Annotated in this window: 18 protein-coding genes, 2 tRNA genes, 2 rRNA genes and 1 pseudogene (1 of these 23 running past the window's edge); 12 read left to right on the top strand and 11 right to left on the bottom strand. The window is 62.9% G+C overall.

Annotated elements, in window-relative coordinates; translation table 11 throughout:
- Positions 1-49: 49 nt before the first annotated feature.
- On the bottom strand, positions 50-949 hold the full coding sequence (locus EB235_RS09795; protein WP_027031180.1) for a sugar-binding transcriptional regulator: 900 nt from the start codon (positions 947-949) through the stop codon (positions 50-52).
- A 287-nt stretch (positions 950-1,236) separates the two neighbouring features.
- Here EB235_RS09795 and EB235_RS09790 point away from each other — a divergent pair, with 287 nt between their 5' ends.
- Both EB235_RS09790 and EB235_RS09785 read left to right on the top strand, forming a co-directional pair.
- Entirely contained in the window at positions 1,237-2,145 is a 909-nt protein-coding gene (locus tag EB235_RS09790) for a tagatose-bisphosphate aldolase (protein WP_027031181.1), read from the top strand.
- Positions 2,146-2,230: 85 nt separating this feature from the next.
- On the top strand, positions 2,231-3,652 hold the full coding sequence (locus tag EB235_RS09785; RefSeq protein WP_032926500.1) for an ROK family protein: 1,422 nt from the start codon (positions 2,231-2,233) through the stop codon (positions 3,650-3,652).
- Positions 3,653-3,658: 6 nt separating this feature from the next.
- Here EB235_RS09785 and EB235_RS09780 read toward each other — a convergent pair whose 3' ends face one another.
- Positions 3,659-4,333, bottom strand: coding sequence for a GntR family transcriptional regulator (locus tag EB235_RS09780; protein ID WP_027031183.1), 675 nt, complete (start codon positions 4,331-4,333; stop codon positions 3,659-3,661).
- A 137-nt stretch (positions 4,334-4,470) separates the two neighbouring features.
- Between EB235_RS09780 and EB235_RS09775 the strand changes: the two genes are divergently transcribed.
- Genes EB235_RS09775 through EB235_RS09740 form a run of 8 tightly spaced genes read left to right on the top strand, consistent with a single transcriptional unit; the run spans position 4,471 to position 13,224 of the window.
- Complete coding sequence (locus EB235_RS09775) at positions 4,471-5,058, top strand: amino acid synthesis family protein (RefSeq protein WP_027031184.1); 588 nt, start codon at positions 4,471-4,473, stop codon at positions 5,056-5,058.
- Positions 5,051-6,850, top strand: coding sequence for an alpha/beta fold hydrolase (locus EB235_RS35090; protein ID WP_027031185.1), 1,800 nt, complete (start codon positions 5,051-5,053; stop codon positions 6,848-6,850). The genes EB235_RS09775 and EB235_RS35090 overlap by 8 nt, the downstream gene beginning before the upstream one ends.
- Entirely contained in the window at positions 6,847-7,884 is a 1,038-nt protein-coding gene (locus EB235_RS09765) for an LLM class flavin-dependent oxidoreductase (protein WP_027031186.1), read from the top strand. The genes EB235_RS35090 and EB235_RS09765 overlap by 4 nt, the downstream gene beginning before the upstream one ends.
- A gap of 10 nt (positions 7,885-7,894) precedes the next feature.
- Positions 7,895-9,364 (top strand): aldehyde dehydrogenase, encoded by a 1,470-nt coding sequence (locus tag EB235_RS09760; protein WP_027031187.1) that lies wholly within the window; start codon positions 7,895-7,897, stop codon positions 9,362-9,364.
- Between the two features lie 59 nt (positions 9,365-9,423).
- The gene (locus tag EB235_RS09755; protein WP_032925571.1) at positions 9,424-10,428 is read left to right on the top strand and encodes an ABC transporter substrate-binding protein; all 1,005 of its coding nucleotides are present in this window, start codon (positions 9,424-9,426) and stop codon (positions 10,426-10,428) included.
- 59 nt (positions 10,429-10,487) lie between these two features.
- Positions 10,488-11,348: an ABC transporter permease gene (locus tag EB235_RS09750; protein WP_027031189.1), complete on the top strand. Its 861-nt coding sequence runs from the start codon at positions 10,488-10,490 to the stop codon at positions 11,346-11,348.
- A gap of 2 nt (positions 11,349-11,350) precedes the next feature.
- Positions 11,351-12,151 (top strand): ABC transporter permease, encoded by an 801-nt coding sequence (locus EB235_RS09745; RefSeq protein ID WP_027031190.1) that lies wholly within the window; start codon positions 11,351-11,353, stop codon positions 12,149-12,151.
- Positions 12,148-13,224 carry an ABC transporter ATP-binding protein gene (locus EB235_RS09740; RefSeq protein WP_027031191.1) on the top strand — a complete coding sequence of 359 codons (1,077 nt, stop codon included), beginning with the start codon at positions 12,148-12,150 and terminating at the stop codon, positions 13,222-13,224. Before EB235_RS09745 ends, EB235_RS09740 begins: the two co-directional genes overlap by 4 nt.
- 49 nt (positions 13,225-13,273) lie before the next feature.
- Here EB235_RS09740 and EB235_RS09735 read toward each other — a convergent pair whose 3' ends face one another.
- A complete protein-coding gene (locus EB235_RS09735) occupies positions 13,274-14,056 on the bottom strand; it encodes a DeoR/GlpR family DNA-binding transcription regulator (RefSeq protein ID WP_027031192.1) in 783 nt (260 codons plus the stop codon).
- Positions 14,057-14,236: 180 nt separating this feature from the next.
- On the opposite strand from EB235_RS09735, the gene EB235_RS09730 reads away from it, so the two are divergent.
- Entirely contained in the window at positions 14,237-15,040 is an 804-nt protein-coding gene (locus EB235_RS09730) for a hypothetical protein (RefSeq protein ID WP_027031193.1), read from the top strand.
- On the opposite strand, the gene EB235_RS09725 is transcribed toward EB235_RS09730, so the two are convergent.
- Both EB235_RS09725 and EB235_RS09720 read right to left on the bottom strand, forming a co-directional pair.
- Entirely contained in the window at positions 15,041-15,652 is a 612-nt protein-coding gene (locus EB235_RS09725) for an NAD(P)-dependent oxidoreductase (RefSeq protein ID WP_027031194.1), read from the bottom strand.
- 37 nt (positions 15,653-15,689) lie between these two features.
- The gene (locus EB235_RS09720; protein WP_027031195.1) at positions 15,690-16,328 is read right to left on the bottom strand and encodes a DsbA family protein; all 639 of its coding nucleotides are present in this window, start codon (positions 16,326-16,328) and stop codon (positions 15,690-15,692) included.
- A gap of 138 nt (positions 16,329-16,466) precedes the next feature.
- Between EB235_RS09720 and EB235_RS09715 the strand changes: the two genes are divergently transcribed.
- On the top strand, positions 16,467-17,384 hold the full coding sequence (locus EB235_RS09715; RefSeq protein WP_027031196.1) for a LysR family transcriptional regulator: 918 nt from the start codon (positions 16,467-16,469) through the stop codon (positions 17,382-17,384).
- A 5-nt stretch (positions 17,385-17,389) separates the two neighbouring features.
- On the opposite strand, the gene EB235_RS09710 is transcribed toward EB235_RS09715, so the two are convergent.
- The 6 genes and pseudogenes from EB235_RS09710 to EB235_RS09685 all read right to left on the bottom strand — a co-directional run.
- On the bottom strand, positions 17,390-19,039 hold the full coding sequence (locus tag EB235_RS09710; RefSeq protein ID WP_051429685.1) for a GMC family oxidoreductase: 1,650 nt from the start codon (positions 19,037-19,039) through the stop codon (positions 17,390-17,392).
- Positions 19,003-19,377: pseudogene (locus EB235_RS09705) on the bottom strand (carbohydrate kinase); the annotation flags it as partial. The gene EB235_RS09710 and the pseudogene EB235_RS09705, both read right to left, overlap by 37 nt.
- Before the next feature lie 202 nt (positions 19,378-19,579).
- Positions 19,580-19,656: transfer RNA gene (locus EB235_RS09700), tRNA-Met, on the bottom strand.
- Positions 19,657-19,904: 248 nt separating this feature from the next.
- Positions 19,905-20,019: ribosomal RNA gene (rrf, locus tag EB235_RS09695) — 5S ribosomal RNA — on the bottom strand.
- A gap of 227 nt (positions 20,020-20,246) precedes the next feature.
- Positions 20,247-23,068 (bottom strand): 23S ribosomal RNA (locus EB235_RS09690).
- Positions 23,069-23,540: 472 nt separating this feature from the next.
- A tRNA-Ala gene (locus EB235_RS09685) sits at positions 23,541-23,560 on the bottom strand (it continues 56 nt past the right edge of the window).

The following is a 23,560-nucleotide window of genomic DNA, read 5'->3' as shown; positions in this document are numbered from 1 at the left end:
CTTGGGCTCACCCGAGCACCAATCGCGGCAGCGTCCGACTGTGCTGTCGCTACGCGAGCGCCGCGAGGATGGCCTGCGCCGTCTTCGTATCCGTCACCAGCGTGTTGATCAGCCCGGCGCGAACGGCGCCGATGATTGCGGTCGCCTTCTCGGGCGACGCGGCAAGGCCGATCACCAGCGGCACGGCGCGCAGCTGCGCCGGCGACATGGCGATCATCCGGCTCTCCCCTTCCCAGGCGATCAGCGTGCCTTCGGCGTCGAAATAATGGCGCAGCACATCGCCGGCAGCATGAACCAGCGCCTGCTCGCTCGGCGTGGCGGCACTTGCCTCGGGCGCATTGATGGCATGCGGCAGGCCGATGCCGACAATCGCGACATCGGTCCTCTCCCACAAGGCAACAGCGTCGCGGATGACGGTGTCGCGCAGGAAGACCTCACGCAATTCGGTAGAGGGCAAATAGGGCGCATGGATGAAATGCGGCGTGCCACCGAACTCCTCGGCGGCAAGCCGCACGAATTCATTGACCTGAAAATGCGCCGCATGCTGCTGCATGCCGCCGGTGGCGGCCACGGTCAGCACGCCGGGAATACGCGGCAGGCCGGCGCGGATGACTTCGCGCACGGCGCGTCCCCAGCCGATGGCGACGACGGAGCCCGCCACCAACTGTGCCTGCTTGATAAGCCCGCCAAGCGGTGCCGCGAGCGCCGCCAGTGTGCCTGCGGCCGGCGTCTCGACCACCGCGGCATCCCGCAATTTCAACCCATCGACCAGCTGCCTGGTGATGTCCTCCGGCGTCGCCAGGTCGAGAACCTCGATCCGCACGATCCCTTCCGCCCGCGCCCGCTGCAGCAGGCGCGAAATCGTCGCGGTGGAGACGCCGAGCTGCCGGGCTATGTCGACCTGCGACATCTCCTCCAAATAGTGCAGCTTGGCCACCGTGTGCAGCATCGTCCGCGATGCGGTCGCATCCTGGATAGAGGGAACAGACAGCTTGCAATTCCTTTCAGCAACGTGTTACACACGCATACGCCGACGGGAGTTATCGCGCAAATCCAGCCAACTCGCAACGTGCAACCGCTCCAGGCCGCAGGGTCGGCGAGACACTGTTCGCGAGGGTGGATGGCGCGGCACCGCCGCAAAAAATCTCCCTGCCGGCAAGGCGGGCAGAACTGAACATCGTTGTTTCCACGGGATCCGCGCCCTCGGCGAGAGAGCGCCAACATCGGATTGAGACCATGACCAAGATGACCACCGCGGAACTGCGCGGCTACCAGCAGATATGCGGCAAGGACGGGGCCATGGTGGCCATCGCCTGCGACCAGCGCGGCGGCATGCGGACCCTGCTGGCGTCGGATCCCGCCGAGCAGGCCAAGATCACCAACGACATGCTCGGCGACACCAAGGCTGATATCACGCGCTACCTCGCCAGTGCGGCGTCCTGCGTGTTGCTCGACCCGCTCTGCGCGGTGCCGCGCATTGTCGACGAGGGCGTGCTGAACCGCGATACGGCGCTGCTCATCGGCCTCGATGCCTCCGGTTTTGATGTCTCGCCCGAAGGCTACCGCTTGTCGCGCCTTGTTCCCGACATCGACGCGCGCCGCGTCCGCGCGCTGGGCGGCACCGGCGGCAAGATCATGGTGTATCTGCGGGCCGACAAGCCGCAAGCCAATGAGCACAACATCGCCATCCTGCGCCAGTGCATCGCCGATTTCGGACAGGAGGACCTGTTGCTGGTCGTCGAATTCCTGACCTATCAGCTCGACGGGGAAAGCCCCGAGGATTATGCGGCCAAGACGCCATGGCTTGTTGAGGAAGGCACAAGGATTTCGCTGGAATGCGGCGCCAAGGTACTAAAGCTTCCCTATCCCGGAACGCCGGAAGCCTGCGCCAACATCACCAAAATGGCCGGCGACGTGCCGTGGGCGGTGCTTTCGGCCGGCGTCAACCACGCCACCTTCCTTGGCCAGGTCGAGATCGCCATGCAGAATGGCGCCTCGGGCGTCATTGCCGGCCGCTCGCTGTGGAAGGATTGCATCTCGCTCGACCGTGACATCCAGCGCGAAAGGCTTAAGACCATCGCAGTGCCGCGATTGCGTGAGATCCAGGCCGTGATCGGGCACTACCGGCAGAAGGCCGCTGCCTGATAGTCGAATTTGGACTAGAGCTATTCCAGCAAAAGTGTGAAGCGGTTTTGCGTCCGGAATTGCGTGAAACCAAATGCAGGACGCCATGCCTCTCAGCATAGGAATCGACATCGGCGGCACAAATCTGCGTGCCGCCCGTATCTCCGAGACCGGTGAAATCCTCAAGCGCGTTACCGAAAAGAGCGCGCCCGACCCGGAGCTGGTGCTCGGCCGCATCGCCGACATGGTGCGCCTACTCGACACTCCCGAGGTGAAGGCCATCGGCGTCGGCGTCCCCGGCCGCGTCGATGCGCGGCGCGGCGCTGTGCTGTCGGGCGGCTACGTCGATCTCGCTTCGGTTGCGCTCGCCCAGCGCCTGGAAGACATGACAGGCAAGCCCATCGCCATAGACAATGACTGCAACATGGCGCTGGCCGCCGAAATGGCGCTCGGCGCCGGGCGCGGCCACCACAACATCGTCATGTTCACCATTGGCACCGGCATTGGCGGCGCTGTCGCTCAGGATGGGCGGATCGCGCGCGGCTCGGCAACGGCGGGTCAGCTCGGCCACATCACCGTCGACTTCAACGGCGAAATCTGTGCCTGCGGCCGCCGCGGCTGCGTCGAAACCACCAGTTCAGGCACGGCGCTCGGCCGCCACATTGCACGCGCCGGGCTCGGCGCCGACATCTCTGTCGATCAGCTCTTTGCCCGCGATGCGGCCGGCGACGTCCACGCGCGCGACATACTCGACGCCTGGGCCAGACCCCTGCGTGCGGCCATCGACACCGCCGTTGCCGTGCTTGATCCCGATCTGGTGGTGCTTGGCGGCGGCCTTGGCCGGGCGGCACATGCAGCACTCGGCCGCGCGCCGGCACTGGCGCCTTGGTACCAATGCCACGTCGAACCCGCACAGCTCGGCGACGATGCCGGCGTGATCGGCGCTGGCCTGCAGGCATTGGCAGAGCCATCAGCCCAGTCCCACCGCGCCCGGCGCGCCGTGCTCGTCAACGGCATCCCCGCCAGCGGCAAGAGCACGGTGTCGCGCGGCATCGCCGACCGCATGGGCTGGCCGTTGCTGGCGCTCGACACGATCAAGAACCCGTTCCTCGAAGTCCTCGGCGGCGGCGACCGCCTGTTCAACCGCACGCTCGGCCGCGCCAGCTACCAGGCAATCTGGTCGGTTGTCGGCGAAGCGCCAGCCGGCACCACCGTGGTCGTCGATGCCTGGTTCGGCTTCCAGCCGCGTGAGGTTCTCGAGGATCATCTGCGAAAAGCCGGTGTCGAGCAGACCTTTGAAATCTGGTGCCACGCGCCCGGCGACGTCCTTGCCGAGCGCTATGGCGCCCGGCTCGACCAGCGTCCCGCCGGCCATCCCGGGGCGGCCTATATTCCGGAACTGATCGAACTCGCCAAGCGCGCCGAACCGCTGCGGCGCGGACCGCTCTTCGACGTCGACACGACAAAGCCGATCGACTTCGACGCCATCACGGCCTGGCTGCGAACGGTCATGACCAACGGTGCATAGGCGGCTTCATGCCGGCGGCCGCAGCGCCGTGCGGGCGATCTGCCAGGCGGATTCGACATGGCGCCGCGCCGCGACTTCCGCCTCTTCCGGCTTGCGTGCGCGGATCGCATCCATGATCTCGTTCATCTCGGCGATCGCCGCTTCGCGACGGTTGATCGAGACGATGGTCATCGAACGAAGCTGGTTGATGCGGACATTCAGCCCGCTGACGATTTCCCAGGCGACACGCTTGTCGGCGGCCTCGAACAGCGCCTCGTAGAATTTCGTCGTCGCCCGCATCACCGCCGGCGGTGTCCCCGATGCCCATGCCTCGAACAGGTCCGCCAGCGCCCGTTCGAGCGTTGCCAGCTGCTCGCCGGTGGCCGACAGGGCGCAGGCGCGGGCCGCAATGCCTTCAAGCAGCGCCCTCAACTCATAGATCTCGTCGGTGCGGCCGAGATCCGGCCTAGCCACCGCCGGCCCATGCCCAGGGATCATCTGCACGAGCCCCTCTGCCTCCAGCTGCCGCAGAACCTCGCGCACGACGGAACGGCTGACGCCAAGCTGGTCGCAAAGCGGCCGCTCGACCAGCCTTTCGCCGGGCTGGAAGTGGAAATCCATGATCGCGTCGCGCATGCGCTCCAGCGCCAGCGTCCTCAAGGTCTTGGCGCTGCGATCGATGCGAAGCGTGTCGTCTGGCATGTGTTGTGTTGCCTCCTGCGCCGCCACAAAACAGATTCCATGCCCGGTTGACAAGGTACTTGGCGCTCCATAGCATGGTATACCATAAGACGCTATGGGATCGCATGGTCCCAAAGCGTCGCCGACACGAGGATTTCATGCAGCCCGCCATCCGCAAGATCGTGACCTATACCGAGAACACGCTGATCGAAGGCGGCAAGGCCGCACCCCGACCGCTGCGCCTGATCGGTGTCGCCGCGGTACTGACCAATCCCTGGGCCGGTCGCGGCTTCACCGACGATCTGTCGCCCGAAATCCGCGCCTGCGCGCCGGTGCTGGGAGAGATCCTGACCCGCGAGATCATTGCCGTCGCCGGTTCCGGCGAAGCGATCGAGGGCTATGGCAAGGCGGCCATTTGCGGCATGTCGGGCGAGATCGAGCACGCCTCGGCGCTGATCCATACGCTGCATTTCGGCAATCATTATCGCCGCGCCGTCGGCGCCAAGACCTATCTTGCCTTCACCAATCTGCGCGGCGGGCCGAACACGCCGATCATGATCCCGCTGATGGACAAGAATGATGAGGGGCGGCGCTCGCATTACCTGACCGTGCATTTCCAGATCGGTGATGCGCCGGCGCCGGACGAACTGGTGGTCGCGCTTGGCGCTTCGATCGGCGGTCGCCCGCACCACCGCATCGGCGATCGCTATCAGGACCTCAAGGAGCTTGGGGACGTCCATGGCTGACGCTTCCGCATGGGCTCGACAGGGCACCGCTCCCGACGGCACCGGCTTCATCCGCGCCGGATCGGGCACGCCGGTGCTGTTCATCCATGGCGTCGGCATGAACGCCGCGATCTGGCAGCCGCAGATCGAGCGCATGGCCGACCGCTTTGACGTCATCGCCATCGACATGCTCGGCCACGGCCTTTCGCCGCTGCCGCCGCAGCACCCGGAACTGGCCGACTACGCCGACCAGGCCATGCGCCTACTCGATCATCTCGGCCTCGGCAAGGTGTCCATCGTCGGCCATTCGATGGGTGCGCTCGTTGCCCAGGAGTTGGCCCTGCGCGCACCGGAGCGCGTCCGCCGCATCGTTTCCCTGAATGCCGTGTTCCGCCGTCCACCCGAACTGGCCGAAGCCGTACGCCAGCGTGCCGTGGCGCTCAATGGCCGCAGCGATACGGCTGGCACGGCTCAGACCATCGCGCGCTGGTTCGGCTATCCGGTGCCGGCCGAGCTGGAGGTGGCAGCGCAGAAGACGGCATCCGCGCTGAGCGCGGTAGACCCGGAAGGCTATGCCCGCACCTATCGCCTGTTCGCTAGTGCCGACCGCGATCATGCTGACCGCCTGCCGACGCTGACCGTGCCGGCCATGTTCATGACCGGCTCAGAGGACAGGAACTCTTCGCCAGCAATGTCGGCCACGATGGCGCGCCTGGCGCCGCATGGCCGCTGCACGGTGCTGCCGGGCGAGAAGCACATGATGGCGGTCGCCGCACCGGACCTCACCACGCGCCATATCGTTGACTTCCTCGCAGAGGACGAAGCGGCCGAGCAAAACGGCACTGCGAAGGCGAATACCGGGTTCGACAGCGGCGAGTTCCGCCGCGCGCTGGGCTCCTTCCTCACCGGCGTCACCATCGTCACAACGATCGGCCCCGAAGGCGAGCCGCGTGGCTTCACCGCCAACTCCTTCACCTCGGTGTCGCTCGATCCGCCGCTGGTGCTGGTCTGCATCGCACACAAGGCGCTTGGCCATCCCGTCTTCGCGACCTCGAAAAGCTTCGCCATCAACGTCCTGAATGAGGGTCAAAAGGCAGCGTCCGGCGTCTTCGCCTCGAAAGCGGCCGACAAGTTCGCCTCGGTAGCCTGGCACCCTGGCCAGACCGGCAGCCCCGTGCTGGACGGCTCCGTCGCGTCCTTCGACTGCGACATGGAGCGGCTGGTCGAGGCCGGCGATCATTCGATCCTTATCGGCCGCGTCCGCGATTTCGAGCACAATTCCGCGCAGCCGCTCGGCTATTGCCGCGGCGCCTATGTCGCACCCGGCCTCAGCCAGGACGCGCTGGCCGCCACCCAGCCCGGCACCGATGTAGGCGCCATCCTCGAAAATGGTGGCCGGATCCTCTTCCTGGAAACGGCGGACGGTTTCGAACTGCCGCGCGGCCGGGGATTGGGCTCGGCAGGCGATGGCAAAAGCCTGCGAGGGCTGCTCGCTGCGAAGGCCATCGAGGCTCAGCTCGGCTTCCTGTTCGCCGTCTGGGACGACGCCGGACCTGTTTCGCGCACACATGTCTACTATCGCGGCACGTTCGACGTGCCCGCTTCCAGCGATCGCGGCGTCCGGCTGATCGAAATCGACGCGATCGAAGGATTGAAGATCGCCGATCCGGCGATCCGCTCGATGCTCACGCGCTACATCAGGGAATGCTCGGTGGATGCCTTCGGCGTCTATGTCGGCAACGATGTCGAAGGCGAGGTCCGGCCGCTCGCCAGGGCCAGCGCTTCCGCCGTCAATACAGGTGACCACGGATGAAATTCTCGCTCTTCGTGCACATGGAACGCTCGGACTTGACAAAGCCGCATTCCGAGCTTGTGACCGAGCTCGAGGAGCTGGTCCTGATGGCCGAACAGGCAGGCTTCGAGACCGCCTGGATCGGCGAGCATCACGGCATGGAATTCACCATCTCGCCCAATCCCTTCATCAACATCGCCTATCTCGCCGCCAAGACCAGCCGTATCCGCCTCGGCACCGGAACCGTGATTGCGCCCTTCTGGCATCCGATCAAGCTTGCCGGCGAAGCGGCGATGGCCGACGTCATCAGTGGCGGGCGGCTCGACATCGGCATTGCGCGCGGCGCCTACAGCTATGAATATCAGCGCCTCTTTCCAGGCCTCGACGCCTGGGGGGCCGGCCAGCGCTTGCGCGAGATCATACCGGCGATCCGCGGCCTCTGGGACGGCGACTTCGAACTCTCCGGCGAGTTCTGGCAATTCCCCGCCACGACCTCCTCGCCCAAGCCGCTGCAGAAACCCTACCCGCCGATCTGGGTGGCGGCCCGCGACCCGAACTCGCACGATTTCGCCGTCGCCAATGGCTGCAAGGTCCAGGTGACGCCGCTGGCTTCCGGCGATGACGAGGTGACGAGCCTGATGCAGCGCTTCAACGCCGCCTGCGCCGCGCATCCAGAGATCGAACGACCGGAAATCATGCTTTTGATGCACACCTTCGTCGCCGAGGACGCGGCCGACGCCGATCGCCTGACGCAGGACCTGTCGACTTTCTATTGCCAGTTCGGCGCCTGGTTCCAGAACAAGAAACCAGTGCATCAAGGCATATTGGAGCCGCTGACGGCGGACGAGATCGCGGCCATGCCGCAATACGCGCCCGACAAGATCAGGCAGAACCTGGTGATCGGTGAGGCCGACGAGGTCATCGCCCGGCTGAAGACCTATGAGGCACTCGGCTACGACCAGTACTCGATCTGGATCGACAGCGGCCTTTCGCACGAGCGCAAAATGAAATCGCTGCAACTGTTCATCGACCGGGTGATGCCGGCCTTCCTCTGATCGCGAGCCCATGACCGACGCCCTCTTCAGGAACTTCATCGACGGCCGCTTCGACGAGCCGTCCGCCACGTTCGACAGTGTCGACCCGTCGACCGGCGCGGCATGGGCCAGGATGCCGGCGGCGAGCGAAGCCGATGTCGACCGCGCCGTCGAGGCGGCGCACCGTGCACTGCGCTCAGACCCATGGCGAAGGATGACTGCGACAGCGCGTGGCAAGCTGCTGGTCAAGCTCGGCGACCTCGTCGCTGCCAATGCCGCACGCCTGGCCGAGCTCGAGACACGCGACACCGGCAAGATCATCCGCGAGACCCGCGCCCAGATCGCCTATGTCGGTGACTACTATCGCTATTATGGCGGGCTGGCCGACAAGCATGAGGGCGCTCATGTGCCTGTTGACAAGCCCGATCTCGACGTCACCATCCGCCGCGAGCCAATCGGCGTCGTTGCTGCGGTGGTGCCGTGGAATTCGCAGCTCTTCCTCTCGGCCGTCAAGCTCGGTCCGGCGCTTGCCGCCGGCTGCACCATCGTGCTCAAGGCTTCCGAGGATGGCCCGGCGCCGTTGCTCGTCTTTGCCGAACTGGTTCACGAGGCCGGCTTCCCCCCAGGCGTCGTCAACATCCTCACCGGCTTTGGCCATGATTGCGGCCGGCGCCTGACCAGCCATCCGCTGGTTTCGCGCGTCGCCTTCACCGGCGGTCCGTCGACGGCGCGCGCCATCGTCAGGAACACAGCAGAGAACCTCGCCTACACCACGCTCGAACTCGGCGGCAAAAGCCCGGTCGTCGTCTTCGCCGACGCCGATCTCGGCAGCGCTGCCAATGCCGTCGTTGCCGGCATTTTCGCCGCGACCGGCCAGAGCTGCGTCGCCGGCTCGCGGCTGCTGGTCGAGCGTTCGGTGAAGGATGAATTCCTCGCCCGGCTGAAGCGCAAGGCCGAGGTGATCCGCATCGGCGATCCGCAGGATCCGGCGACCGAAATGGGGCCGCTCGCCACGCTGCGCCAACGCGACTGGATCGAGAAGGTTGTCGCGGAAAGCCTCGCCAAAGGCGGCATGCTCATCACTGGCGGAACACGGCCAGCCGGCAGCGGCTTCTATTACGCACCGACCATCATCGATGCCGGCGGCAGCGACCTGCCCTGCGTGCGCGAGGAATTGTTCGGGCCGGTGCTCAGCGTGCTTGCTTTCGACACCGAAGCGCAGGCGCTGACACTCGCCAACGACACGCCCTTCGGCCTGGCTTCCGGCGTGTTCACCAGCAATCTCGCTAGGGCGCACCGCATGGCGCGCGACATCCATGCCGGCGTCGTCTGGGTCAACACCTATCGCGCCGTATCGCCGCTCGTTCCCTTCGGCGGCTACGGCCTGTCAGGCCTTGGCCGCGAAGGCGGGCTCGACGCCATCAGAGACTACACACGCTCGAAATCCGTCTGGATCAACACCTCGGACGAGCCGATCCCCGATCCCTTCGTCATGCGCTGAGAACCGCGGGACGCAGGTGCACTGAGAAAAACAAGAACAGACCAACAGAGGAGAATGACATGAAACTGATTTTGACCGGCCTGCTGGCCGGGCTGCTCACGGCAACCGCCGCCAAGGCCGACGAGATGGCGTTCACCAGTTGGGGCGGCACCACGCAGGAAGCGCAGACCAAATCCTGGGCAGCACCCTTTGAAGCCAGCTCCGGCATCAAGGTGCTGCAGGACGGACCAACCGACTATGGCAAGCTCAAGGCCATGGTCGACGCCGGCAATGTCACCTGGGATGTCGTCGACGTGGAAATGGACTTTGCCATCAAGGCCGCCAAGGACGGGCTGTTGGAACCGATCGACTATGCAGTCGTGCCCAAGGCCGATCTCGACCCGCGCTTCAGCAATGAGCATGCCGTCGGCAGCTTCTACTATTCCTTCGTGCTCGCCTGGAACAAGGGCACCGTCACGGGCGAACCGACCGGCTGGGCCGACATGTTCGACACCAAGAAGTTTCCCGGCAAGCGGACCTTCTACAAATGGTCGGCGCCGGGCGTCATCGAGATCGCTTTGCTGGCCGACGGCGTTCCGGCGGACAAGCTCTATCCGCTTGATCTCGACCGTGCCTTCAAGAAGCTCGACACCATCAAGTCCGATATCGTCTGGTGGGGCGGCGGTGCCGAGTCGCAGCAGCTGATTGCTTCCGGCGAGGCCGCCTTCGGCCAGCTGTGGAACGGGCGTGTCTTCGCCCTCCAGCAGGATGGCACCGATGTCGGTGTCGCCTGGAACCAGAACCTCACCGCAGCCGACGTGCTCGTCGTGCCGAAGGGCGCCAAGAACAAGGACAGCGCGATGAAGTTCCTCGCTGCCGCCACCAGCCCGACCGGCCAGGCGAAATTCGCCGAGGCAAGCGGCTATGCGCCCATCAACACCAAGGCCAAGGCGGAAATGCCCGCCGATGCCGTCAAGGCCCTGCCTGATGCCCATGTCGACGGCCAGATCAACCTCGACATGAACTACTGGGCCAAGCATCGCGACGAGATAGCCACGCGCTGGTATGCCTGGCAGACCAAGTAAGACCGTTGCAGACCGACGGGGCGCGGCTTGCGCGCCCCGTTTCGAGACAGGACCGCTCGATGCAGGGAAATTCTCTTAGACGCAGCTCGGTTGCCGGCCTGCCAGCCGGCAGCGGCAGCGCCTTGCCGGCGCTGCTCCTGGTTGGCCTGTTCTTCATCGTGCCGGTGGTTGCCCTGCTGCTGCGCAGCGTCACCGATCCCGAACCCGGCCTGCAGAACTACGCGGCGCTGTTCGGCAGCGGCACCTATGTGCGGGTGTTCCTCAACACCTTCCTGGTCGCATCGGTCGTCACCGCCGTCACCATCCTGGTGGCGTTCCCCGTCGCCTGGATGCTGGCGATCATGCCGCCGGCCCTGGGCTCGATCGTCTTCGGCATCATCATCCTGTCGATGTGGACCAATCTTCTCACGCGCACCTATGCGTGGATGGTGCTGCTGCAGCGCACCGGGGTGATTAACAGGACGCTCATGGGCCTGGGCATCATCCACGAGCCGCTGCCGCTCATCAACAATCTGGCCGGAGTCACCATCGGCATGGTCTACATCATGCTGCCCTTCATGATCCTGCCGCTGGTCGGTACGCTGCGGGCCATTGATCCGATGACGCTGCGCGCGGCCGCCCTTTGCGGCGCAAGCCCGTTCGAGGCCTTCCGCCGCATCCTTTTGCCGCTGTCGCTTCCCGGCATCGCCGCCGGAGGGCTGATGGTCTTCGTCATGTCGCTTGGCTATTTCGTCACGCCTGCCCTGCTTGGCGGCACATCGAACATGATGCTGGCCGAGATGATCGCCCAGACGGTGCAGTCGCTGCTCAACTGGGGGCTCGGAAGTGCAGCAGCCTTCGTCCTGCTTGTCGTCACCATGGCGCTCTACGCGATCCAGCTTCGCCTGGTCGGCGCTAAGCGCGCCGGCGGAGGGATCTGAGGATGCTGCTCGACTATGACCGGCTCGGATGGCTGCGCGTGGCACTTGTCGGCTTCACGGCGGCAGTCGCTGCTTTCCTGTTGCTGCCGGTGGTCTTCATCGTGCTCCTGTCGTTCGGCTCGTCGCGCTGGCTCGCCTTCCCGCCCCCCGGCTGGACGCTGAAATGGTACCAGCAGTTGCTGGCCGATCCGACCTGGATCGATGCCGCGCTGACGAGTGCCCGGATTGCCGCCATGGCCGCCATCCTCGCCGTCGTCATCGGCCTGTTCGCCTCCTTCAGCCTGGTCAGGGGTGAGTTTCGCGGACGCCAGGTCCTGCGCGGCTTGCTGTTGACGCCGATGGTGCTGCCGGTCGTCGTTTTCGCCATCGCCATCTATGCCTTCTTCCTGCGCATCGGCCTCGCCGGCACCACCGTCGGCTTCGTCATCGCCCACACCATCCTGGCGCTGCCTTTCGCCATCATCCCGATCACCGCGGCGCTCGAGGGTTTCGACAAATCCATCGAGGACGCGGCCATAATCTGCGGCGCCAGCCCGCTGCAGGCCCGGCTGAGGATCACCTTGCCGTCGATCAGGATCGGCATCTTCTCCGCGGCGATCTTCTCTTTCCTGGCCTCCTGGGACGAGGTCGTGGTGGCGATCTTCATGGCGAGCCCGACCTTGCAAACCTTGCCGGTGAAGATCTGGGGCAGCCTGCGCGCCGACCTCAGCCCGGTCGTCGCCGCCGCCTCCAGCCTGCTTGTCGGCCTGACCTTGTGCCTGATGATCGTGACCACACTCCTTCGCAGGAAATTGTCCAGATGACCCGGCCATTCCTGTCCATACGCGCGGTAAGAAAGACGTTTGGCGCCTTCGTCGCCGTCCACGACGTCACCATCGATGTGCCCAAGGGTGAGTTCCTGACGTTCCTCGGCCCATCGGGTTCCGGCAAGTCGACCACGCTCTACGCCATCGCCGGTTTCCAGGATCCGAGCTCGGGCGATGTGCTCCTGGAGGACAGGTCGCTGCTTTCGGTGCCATCGCACAAACGCAACATCGGCATGGTTTTCCAGCGCTACACGCTGTTTCCGCATCTGAGCGTCGCCGAGAATGTCGCCTTTCCGCTGCGCGTGCGCCGCCGGCCGGATGGCGAGATCAAGCGCAAGGTCGCCGACATGCTGGCGCTGGTGCGCCTCGAAAACTTCGCCGACCGCCATCCGGGCGCGCTGTCGGGCGGCCAGCAGCAGCGCGTGGCACTTGCCCGCGCGCTCGCCTACGATCCGCCGATCCTGTTGATGGACGAACCGCTGTCGGCGCTCGACAAGAAGCTGCGGCAGGAGATCCAGGCTGAGATCCGCCGCATCCACCGCGAAACGGGCGTCACCATCCTCTATGTCACGCACGACCAGGAGGAGGCGTTGCATCTTTCGGATCGCATCGCCCTGTTCAGGGAAGGCCGCATCGAACAGATCGGCACCGGCGAGGATCTTTATCTCAGGCCAGCGAGCGAGTTTGTCGCCGGCTTCATCGGCAACTCGAATTTCCTGCCGGCCGAGCATTTGCAAACCGCGGGCGGCGCATCGACGATCCGCCTGGCCGACGGCTCGATCGTGACCGGCGTCAAGACGACAACGTCCTTCGGCCAAGGCCAGAAGGTCCGGCTGATGGTGCGGCCGGAAGCCTTCCGCCTGACGCCCGGACCGGCGAGCGCGGCACTCGCCGTCGAGATCGTCGATACCGCCTTCTTCGGCGACCGCCGGCGCGTCGTGGCGCGCACGGCCGGTGGCGACGAGATCGATGTCAGGCCTACTTCGGACGCAGAAGAAGCAGACAGCACCGCCCCGTCAAGTCAGAGCATCTTTTTCGATCCCGCTTCGGCGTTCCTGTTCCCGGCCTGATGGCCGGCATCTTCCAGCAGATTCGGACTTCGCCTTCCGGTAGCTCCGATCAGCCGTCGCTGACTATGTGAAGTTCCGTCCCAGCCGTCTCAATGACAGCGCGGAGCGCCGGTTGCGGCTCTCGATCGGTGACGATGTCGGACAGCTCGCCGAGCGCGCAGACGCGTTCGAGGCTGTTGCGGCCGAACTTGTCATTGGTCACCACCAGCGCTGTCGACAGCGCGCGCGCAATCATCGCTCGCTTGACCGCCGCCGCTCCCGAGATCATGTCGCTAGGCCCGTCCACCGACAGGCTCGAGGCGCCGATGATAGCAATGTCGGCATTGTAGCGCCGGACGAATTCCACCGTATCCTCGCCGAACACGCTGGCTTCGCGGCTGTCATAGGTGCCGGGGCACAGGATAACCCGGAAGGTCGGATTGGCCCCAGTCACCGAGGCCACGCCGATGGAATTGGTGATGATGGTCAGCTCGCGCTTCAACTGCGAGAGACTGCGCGCCACCTCGTAAGTCGTCGAGCCGCCATCGATCATCACGATCTGGCCTTTCTCGACCAGTCCCGCCGCACCACGCCCGATCCGGGCACGCTCCTCGATCATGGTCTGGCTGCGCTCGGCGATCACCGGCTCGGAGGTCACCAGCGAGATCGTCGCGCCGCCATAGGTTCTGTTAAGCAGTCCCGCATCGCCAAGCTCGATCAGGTCGCGGCGGATAGTTTCGCCGGCAACACCCAGGCGCAAAGCGAGCCTGGAGATACGGATCGAGGCCGAGCGGCGCACTTCCGACAGGATAAGCGCATGCCGCTCCTTCTTCGATAGCCGGCTGTGCTCCATGATCGATTCTCCGCGAAGTCGGCAGTATTAACCATGCCGACGCTGATGGGGAAGGAGTCTCGCGAGACCTAGCTGACCTGCCTCGATTCGAACGGTTCAAGCCGGATGCCGGCTGACAAGCGCAAGCGCTGCTGATTTGATGACGTTCCGACGAATCGGCGGAAGACGACGGAGACCGCAATGCATGTCGTGACATTGCTGAAGGCAGATATGTTCGACCTCGAGATCGACGGCAAGCCGGCCTCGATCGCGCAGGCCTTGCCGGACTGGAACCCGCATGATCGCTTCGGCCTGGTGATCGACGATGCGCTTGGCGGCATCGGCGCCACCCATCTGCTGCAGATCGCCATCACCTCCTTTTACGACATCAAGCCGAGCCGCCGCACGGAGCTGACGGTCTATCCCGAAATCTATGCCTTCCACATCGGAAAGGGTTATGGCGCGCATGCGCCCTATGATTTCTGGCCGGCCCGGCGCGAGATCATCACCTCGCTCGATCATCGCGAGGTGCTCGATGCCATCAATGATCGTGGCATCACAAGGCTGGCCGTTCCCGAACGCGCACCGCGCGAGGTGGTGCATCGGCCGAAGGAGGTCGATGCCGCGCTTGATCGCATCGCCTCGGCCTTCGTCTACAGCCCGTCGGGCCGGGTCTCGGATCCCGACCTCGTCATTTCGGGCAATGACAAGCGAACCGAATTCAACCCCAACAGCGCGCTGCGGCCCCGCTACACCGACAGCCGGCCGGCCTCGGTTTCGACGGCGGCCAAGCCGGTCAAGGAACTCGATTCGTCCTACCAGGACTGGCTGCGCAAGCGTGAGCACGATTTGACCGCCGAGGAACGCGCCTTCGTCGAACGCCGCCGCCAGGAGCTGCGACAGGACGGCCTCGTCACCGAAACCTATCGGCGTGTCGGCGTTCGCGAAGCTCTGATGCGGCTGGCGTCGGCCGGCCTCAACAGAGACACGGCCGCTGCCTCCTGATCAATAGCCGACAGTGAAGCGCTGCCTGACATGGGCAGGCTTCTCGATCTCGTCGACCATGACGATGGCATAGTCCTCGAAGGAAATGCTGCTGCCCTTGTCCGAAGCGAGAAGCGTGTCCTTGCCGAGGCGGTATTTGCCGGTGCGCTCGCCCGGAATGAACATGGCCGACGGCGACAGGAAGGTCCAGTCGAGGTCGCCGACGGTCTTCAATGTGTCGAGGAAGTCGGCGCCCTTCTGCGCCTCGGCCTTGTAGATAGAAGGGAATTCGGGGGTGTCGACCAAACGCTTGCCGGGCGCGACTTCAAGACTGCCGGCGCCACCGACAACGAGATAACGCTTCACACCGGAAGCGCGCACGGCGGCGATCAGCGTGTCGGTGTCGCTGTCGAGAAAATGCACCGAGCTGATCACCACATCATGGCCGCGGATCAGATCGGTAAGGGCCTGCTTGTCGAAGACATCACCCTTCCTGGCGGTGACGCCGGGCAGCGCCGCGATCTTTTCCGGGCTGCGCGCGATACCGGTGACCGAGTGGCCACGATCGGAAAGTTCCTTGAGCAGGCGCGAACCGACCGCGCCCGATGCGCCGATGAGAGCAACTTTTGCCATGTCTTTTCCAGTCCTTGTTGGAGGTCAGTTGGGGAGTTCACGCCGCCGCGATATGGGCGACAAGATTGTCGAAGCTGCCGAACAGCGCGTTCGAACCGATCAGCCGGGGCGTTTCGTTGCGAATGACCGCGAGCGAAGGCACACCGTTGGCATGCAGGCGCTGAAACAGCGCGCGACCTCGGCCAACCAGCTCACGGTGAGCGGTCAGCAATGTCTCGGTCGGCTCCTTCAACATTGCGGCGACATCCGCCAAGCCGGCGGCGACGAGCACGGCAGCCACACCTTCGACGGTCACGATATCGCGGCCGTCGACATAGCGCGCCCGCTGGATCGCCTTCAGCGCGGCCAGCCGGCGGCTGGGGTCCTCCAGGCCGGCGGCGCTGATGCCGAGGGTCGCGGCTTGCGAATCCAGCAAGGTGCCGCGGATGCCGAGGACATTGCGCTGATAGGCCTGCGTGAACTTCTGTGCGGTCAGACGTTCGATCCGCTGGTCATTCGCCCAGGCGTGGGCGGCAAAGCCTTCATCCATCGGCCGCGCACCGGCGCCGGAGAACAGGCCGGTCGGCAGCAGCTCAACGCGCACGCCGCTGGCCGACAGCCTGTCTAGCATCGGGGTGGCGCCGTAGCACCAACCGCAAAGCGGATCGAAAAAATAGGTCACTTCTGCATTGCTCATCGTCATCGCCATTCCTGGTGGGGGCTGCCACAGCCCGGCCCCGCCAAACATCCAGGCCATATGTGGCAGGCAGCGGTCTTGCGATAAATAGGCGCCAATAATACAAACTGTCTGATTGAATCAGACAAAAGCAGCGCTTTGACCGACCTTCTGAACCTCAACCGGCTCGTCTACTTCACCACGGTGATGGAAACCGGCTCGTTCACATCTGCCGCGGACCGGCTTGGCGTCGCCAAGGCCGTCGTCAGCCATCAGGTCGGCAGGCTCGAGGAGGAACTGGGCGCAACGCTGCTGCAGCGCACGACACGGCGTGTCACGCCGACGGACGAGGGTCGCCACTTCTATGACCGTGCGATGATCATTTTGCGCGAGGCGGAAGCGGCCTATGGGGAAATCTCTCACGCGGCCGTCGAACCGACTGGAATGCTGAGGCTGACCGCACCGCTCGACTACGGCACCAAGATGGTGGCACCGGTCATGGCGGCATATCTGAAGGCCTATCCTCAGATGCGTGTCGAAGCAATCTTCGATGACGCGGTGAGCAATCTGGTCGACGAACAGATCGATCTCGGCATCCGCGTCGGCTGGCTTGCCGATTCTTCCAACCAGGCGCGGCGCCTGGGCACGATAGAGCAGGTCGTGGTGGCGAGCCCGGCCTTCGCAGCGACCTTGCCACCCGACGTGACCCCGCACCAGGCGAGATCGCTGGCCTGGGTTGGCAACACCCAGCTGCGTGGCGTCGGCCAATGGCTGTTTTCCAGAAATGGCGAGATGGTGCTGACCGAGCTCAACCCGGTCATCATGTGTGACAAGAGCCCGGCTTCCATGGCCTGCGTGCTCGCCGGCATCGGGCTCGGCATCTTCCCCGACTACAGCGTCAGCGACGATATCGCCGAAGGACGGCTGCTGCCGGTGTTCGCCGGCTGGACCTTGCCGACCGGCGGCATCCACGCGGTCTTTCCACCGGCCCGGTTCCGGCCCGCCAAGGTGCGCGCCTTTGTCGACCTGATGGCGGCTGCCGAGAAAAGACGATCACGCGCCGCCGCCATTGTGTGACGCCGTCAGCGAGACTCCCGCAGGATCATCTCGGCAGCCTTCTCCGCGATCATCACCACCGGAGAGTTGGTGTTGCCCGACACGATTGTCGGCATGATCGAGGCGTCCACCACACGCAACCCGGCAAGCCCGTGAACCCTAAGACGATCGTCAACCACCGCCATCGAGTCCGAACCCATCTTGCAGGTGCCGACCGGGTGGAAGATCGTCGTGCCGATATCGCCTGCCTTGCGGATGAGGTCTTCGTCGCTGTCATATTGCGCACCGGGCAGCATCTCTTCCGGTGCAAAGCGTGCTATCGCCCTTGCCTTCATCAAACTGCGGACATGACGCAGTGAAGCGACGGCGACGCTGCGGTCTCCCTCGGTGGAGAGATAGTTCGGCTGGATCTTCGTTGCCTCGCGCGCATCGGACGATCCCATATGCACAGTGCCCCGGCTCTCCGGGCGCAGATTGCAGACCGATACCGTCACTGCCGGAAAGCGATGCAGCGGCTCGCCCAACCGATCCGTGCTCAGCGGCTGCACATGGTATTCGAGATCAGGTGTTGCGAGACGCGGATCGCTCCTGGCGAAGATGCCGAGCTGGCTCGGCGCCATCGACAGCGGCCCGCTGCGCCTGAGCGCGTATTCCAACCCCATCGACGCGCGGCTGATCAGATTGTGGTAGCGCTGGTTAAGCGTGGTGGCATTGGCGACCTTGAAGACGGTGCGGATCTGCAGATGGTCCTGCAGACCTTCGCCGACCCCCGGCAAGGCATGACGGACATCCACGTCAATGCCCGAGAGCAGGTCTGGCCGGCCGACGCCCGAGAGTTCAAGGATCTTCGGGGAGTTGATGGCACCGGCGGCAAGAATGGTCTGGCCGGCGGACACGCGATGCAGGCCACCGTCTTTTCGGAAGACGAGTCCCGTGACGCGCGAGCCTTCGAACTCGAGCCGCTCCGTCTCGGCGCCGATCACGACGCGCAAGTTCTTGCGCGCCGCAATGCCGCGCAAAAACGCTTTCGATGTGTTCCAGCGCACGCCGTTGCGCTGGTTGACCTCGAAATAGCCTGAGCCTTCATTGGTGCCGGTGTTGAAGTCGTCGGTGCGCGGAATGCCGAGTTCCTCGGCGGCATCCCGGAAGGCATCGAGGATCGGCCATGACAGGCGTTGCCGTTCGACCCGCCACTCGCCGCCACTGCCATGCATGGCGCCCTTGCCGCCGTGATGGTCTTCCGATTTGAGGAAGTAAGGCAGGACATCATCCCAGCCCCAGCCGGTATTGCCGGCCTGGCGCCAGCCATCATAGTCGGCAGCCTGGCCGCGCATGTAGATCATGCCGTTGATCGACGAGCAGCCGCCAAGCACCTTGCCGCGCGGATAGTTGAGGCTGCGTCCATTGAGGCCGGCCTCCGGCTCGGTCTTCATCATCCAGTCGGTGCGCGGATTGCCCATGCAGAAGAGGTAGCCGATCGGGATATCGACCCAGTGGTAGCGGTCACTGCCGCCGGCTTCGAGCAGCAGCACCCGGTTGCGCGGATCGGCCGAGAGCCGGTTGGCGAGCACGCAGCCTGCGGAGCCGGCACCGACGATGACGTAGTCGTAATCGCCAAACGGGGACGGTGATGCTTCGCTCACGTGCGGGCCTGTTGTCCGGCGATGCGCTCCCATAGCGGCACCATCGCGCTGTTGATCTCGCTGTAGAGCAGATACCGCCGGGCGTATGCCTCGGCAACCGCCTCGTTGGGCGCGAAGTGTCGGGCGGCGGCCGCCATGGCGGCGGCGCCAGCACTATAGTCCGCGAAGAGGCCAACGCCGGTGCCCGCCGCGATTGCTGCTCCCAGGGCTCCGGTCTCGCGACTGCGCACCACGATGACGGAATCGAAATCGGCGCCGGCTTTGAGCAGCGTCTCGACATGGCTCTTGTGCTCGAAGGCGACGCCCTCGAACAGCGCCCGCAACAGATGCGCCCGCGTATGCCAGCCGGCGATGCCGTAGAAGCCGGCGCGCGTCGCCGACGTATTGCGACCGTTCTTCTCAAAAGCCCGATCCTAAAGATCAGACAAGCATGCTGCATCGCGAAAAGCGTTGCAAAGGCCGAAATGGTGGCTATTTGATCATCGGTCAGTGACAGCTTACATTAGCGCAAGGCAGTCTGCCCGCCATCCGGATACAAAAAGGCCCGCTCGAAGCGGGCTTGTTTTGAGGGATTGGTTGCGGGGACAGGATTTGAACCTGTGACCTTCAGGTTATGAGCCTGACGAGCTACCGGGCTGCTCCACCCCGCGCCACCTCTAGGCAAGCGTTTGCTTGCCGAACTTAGCAAGCGCTTGCTTGCTAAACTAGGCAAGCGTTTGCTTGCCGAACTTAGCAAGCGTTTGCTTGCTTAATGCTGCGATCGCCGTGGGCGATTGCGATATTGAGCACCAAATGAAAGGGCCGCATTCGCGGCCCGAGTTCCCGTTGGCGGGCCTGTTCGTAGAGAGAAGATTTCACTTCATCCGCTTGGATGAGAGTTTTAACGTGCATTTAGCAGACCTGGCAGCGACCTACTCTCCCGCGTCTTGAGACGAAGTACCATCAGCGCTGGAGCGTTTCACGGCCGAGTTCGGAATGGGATCGGGTGCAGCCGCTCCGCCATAACCACCAGGTCGGCAAAACGCACGTTATTCGAGAAGCTGTTTTCTGTGCCAAGGCGACGTTCGCGTTTTGCTAACGGGCAAGGCCCGCAAGCGCGACTGCGCGTCGCCGGTTTTCCGGCGCCCTCGCGGAGCATAGGCCCGTAAGGGCCGCTCATGCGTGAGCGCTGGTAAGACCATCTGACTTCTGGCGCAATCCAAAGGATTGTCGCCAATCGAGATGAGCATAAGGAATGAGAACGATCAAGCCGATCGAACTATTAGTACCGGTAAGCTTCAAGCGTTGCCGCTCTTCCACACCCGGCCTATCAACGTGGTCGTCTTCCACGGTTCTCAGGGAATACTCGTTTTAAGGTGGGTTTCCCGCTTAGATGCCTTCAGCGGTTATCCCGTCCGGATATAGCTACCCTGCTATGCGGCTGGCGCCACAACAGGTCCACCAGAGATCCGTCCATCCCGGTCCTCTCGTACTAGGGACAGATCCTTTCAATATTCCTACACCCACGGCAGATAGGGACCGAACTGTCTCACGACGTTCTGAACCCAACTCACGTACCGCTTTAAATGGCGAACAGCCATACCCTTGGGACCTGCTCCAGCCCCAGGATGCGATGAGTCGACATCGAGGTGCCAAACAACCCCGTCGATATGGACTCTTGGGGGTCATCAGCCTGTTATCCCCGGCGTACCTTTTATCCGTTGAGCGATGGCCCTTCCACGCGGGACCACCGGATCACTATGACCGACTTTCGTCTCTGCTCGACTTGTCAGTCTCGCAGTCAGGCAGGCTTATGCCATTGCACTCAGCGAACGATTTCCGACCGTTCTGAGCCCACCATCGCGCGCCTCCGTTACTCTTTAGGAGGCGACCGCCCCAGTCAAACTACCCACCATACATTGTCCCGGACCCGGATAACGGGCCGCGGTTAGACATCCATAGTAATAAGGGTGGTATTTCAAGGGTGGCTCCACCTGAGCTGGCGCCCAGGTTTCAAAGCCTACCACCTATCCTACACATGCCACTACGAATGCCAATGTAAAGCTATAGTAAAGGTGCACGGGGTCTTTCCGTCTAACCGCAGGAACCCCGCATCTTCACGGGGAATTCAATTTCACTGAGTCTATGCTGGAGACAGCGGGGAAGTCGTTACGCCATTCGTGCAGGTCGGAACTTACCCGACAAGGAATTTCGCTACCTTAGGACCGTTATAGTTACGGCCGCCGTTTACTGGGGCTTCGATTCAGAGCTTGCACCCCTCCTCTTAACCTTCCAGCACCGGGCAGGCGTCAGACCCTATACGTCGTCTTGCGACTTCGCAGAGCCCTGTGTTTTTGATAAACAGTCGCTACCCCCTGGTCTGTGCCACCCTCCTCTACTTGCGTAGAAAAGGGTCACGCTTCTTCCGAAGTTACGCGTGCAATTTGCCGAGTTCCTTCAGCATAGTTCTCTCAAGCGCCTTGGTATACTCTACCAGACCACCAGTGTCGGTTTCGGGTACGGTTTATAAGGAGGAGCTATTTCCTGGAACCACGCAGCAGCCCGTTCAATCCGATAAGATTGGACTACCTCAATGATCCGTCACTACCTCCAAGCCCACGAATATTAACGTGGTTCCCATCGACTACGCGTTTCCGCCTCGTCTTAGGGGCCGGCTAACCCTGCTCAGATTAGCTTTAAGCAGGAACCCTTGGTCTTTCGGCGGGGGAGTCTCTCACTCCCCTTACGTTACTCATGTCAGCATTCGCACTTCTGATACCTCCACCACCCCTCACGGGTATGGCTTCATCAGCTTACAGAACGCTCCGCTACCGCTTGGCCCTTGCGGACCAAACCCTAAGCTTCGGTGTATGGCTTTAGCCCCGTTACATTTTCGGCGCAAAGACCCTTATTTAGACCAGTGAGCTGTTACGCTTTCTTTAAATGATGGCTGCTTCTAAGCCAACATCCTGGTTGTTTTGGGATCCTCACATCCTTTCCCACTTAGCCATAACTTGGGGACCTTAGCTGTAGGTCAGGGTTGTTTCCCTTTTCACGACGGACGTTAGCACCCGCCGTGTGTCTGCCGACTAGTACTCCCAGGTATTCGGAGTTTGGTTAGGTTTGGTAATCCGGTGAGGACCCCTAGCCCATCCAGTGCTCTACCCCCTGGGGTATTCGGTCGACGCTCTACCTAAATAGATTTCGCGGAGAACCAGCTATTTCCGAGTTTGATTGGCCTTTCACCCCTAGCCACAAGTCATCCCGAACTATTGCAACAGTTATGGGTTCGGTCCTCCAGTAAGTGTTACCTTACCTTCAACCTGCTCATGGCTAGATCACTCGGTTTCGGGTCTAATGCGACGAACTGAACGCCCTGTTCAGACTCGCTTTCGCTGCGCCTACACCTATCGGTTTAAGCTTGCTCGTCACACTAAGTCGCTGACCCATTATACAAAAGGTACGTGGTCACCCAGGACGAACCTTGGGCTTCCACTGTTTGTAGGCAACCGGTTTCAGGTACTCTTTCACTCCCCTTGTCGGGGTGCTTTTCACCTTTCCCTCACGGTACTAGTTCGCTATCGGTCATGCACGAGTACTTAGGCTTGGAGGGTGGTCCCCCCAATTTCAGACAGGATTTCACGTGTCCCGCCTTACTCGAGGACGATTGATTGCATTACGCGTACGGGGCTGTCACCCACTATGGCCCTACTTTCCAGAAGGTTCCGCTTGTCTCTCAATCGCCACTGGCCTGGTCCGGGTTCGCTCGCCACTACTTCCGGAGTCTCGGTTGATGTCCTTTCCTACGGGTACTTAGATGTTTCAGTTCCCCGCGTTCGCCACTTTACCCCTATGTATTCAGGGTAAGTTACCTATTATCGATACTTGGAAACCACAGCAGCAAGTCGGCCTTGCGACCTTCTGGCTGCTCTGATTTTCCAAGTACCTTAGGTGGGTTTCCCCATTCGGAAATCTACGGATCAAAGGGTATTCGCACCTCCCCGTAGCTTATCGCAGCGTATCACGTCCTTCATCGCCTGTGCATGCCAAGGCATCCACCAATTGCCCTTAAGACACTTGATCGTTCTCATTGCCAATGCCCATCCGCGCAATCTGAAGGATTGTCGCTTCCAGCGCAATCTCGAAGAGATTGTCGCCATCCGCGCGATTCCAAAGGAATTGTCGCCTGAACCAGATCCTGTGCGGGATCCAATTCGATGTCATTGGCACAAAAAGACCAGCTTCTCGAGATCGGTTCGAGGGTGCGGTTAGGCAAACCCATCATATGCAAGGGATTGAGCGTCCCCGGCGACAAATCATAAGACCTTTCGGCTCATGAAGTTCGAACAAATCTTCTCTTTACGATGTCAAACAGAACAAGCGGCAAGCCAGAAGCTCACCACAAACCTTTTTTACGAATGACTTTTTTCACCTCTACTCGACACCTCCGCGCGATCCACAGGATCGTCGCGAACCGCGACAATCCTCTCGGATTGCGCGCTCGCCAAACCGCAACGTTGCGGCTGGAAGCGACAATCCTCTCGGATTGCGCAAGTGGTGGAGCCGGACGGGATC

The sequence above is a fragment of the Mesorhizobium loti R88b genome, assembly GCF_013170845.1.
In the GTDB taxonomy this organism is placed as follows: Bacteria; Pseudomonadota; Alphaproteobacteria; order Rhizobiales; family Rhizobiaceae; genus Mesorhizobium; species Mesorhizobium loti_B.
Note: the sequence above shows the minus strand (reverse complement) of the source record. Positions and strands in the feature narration are given on the sequence as shown.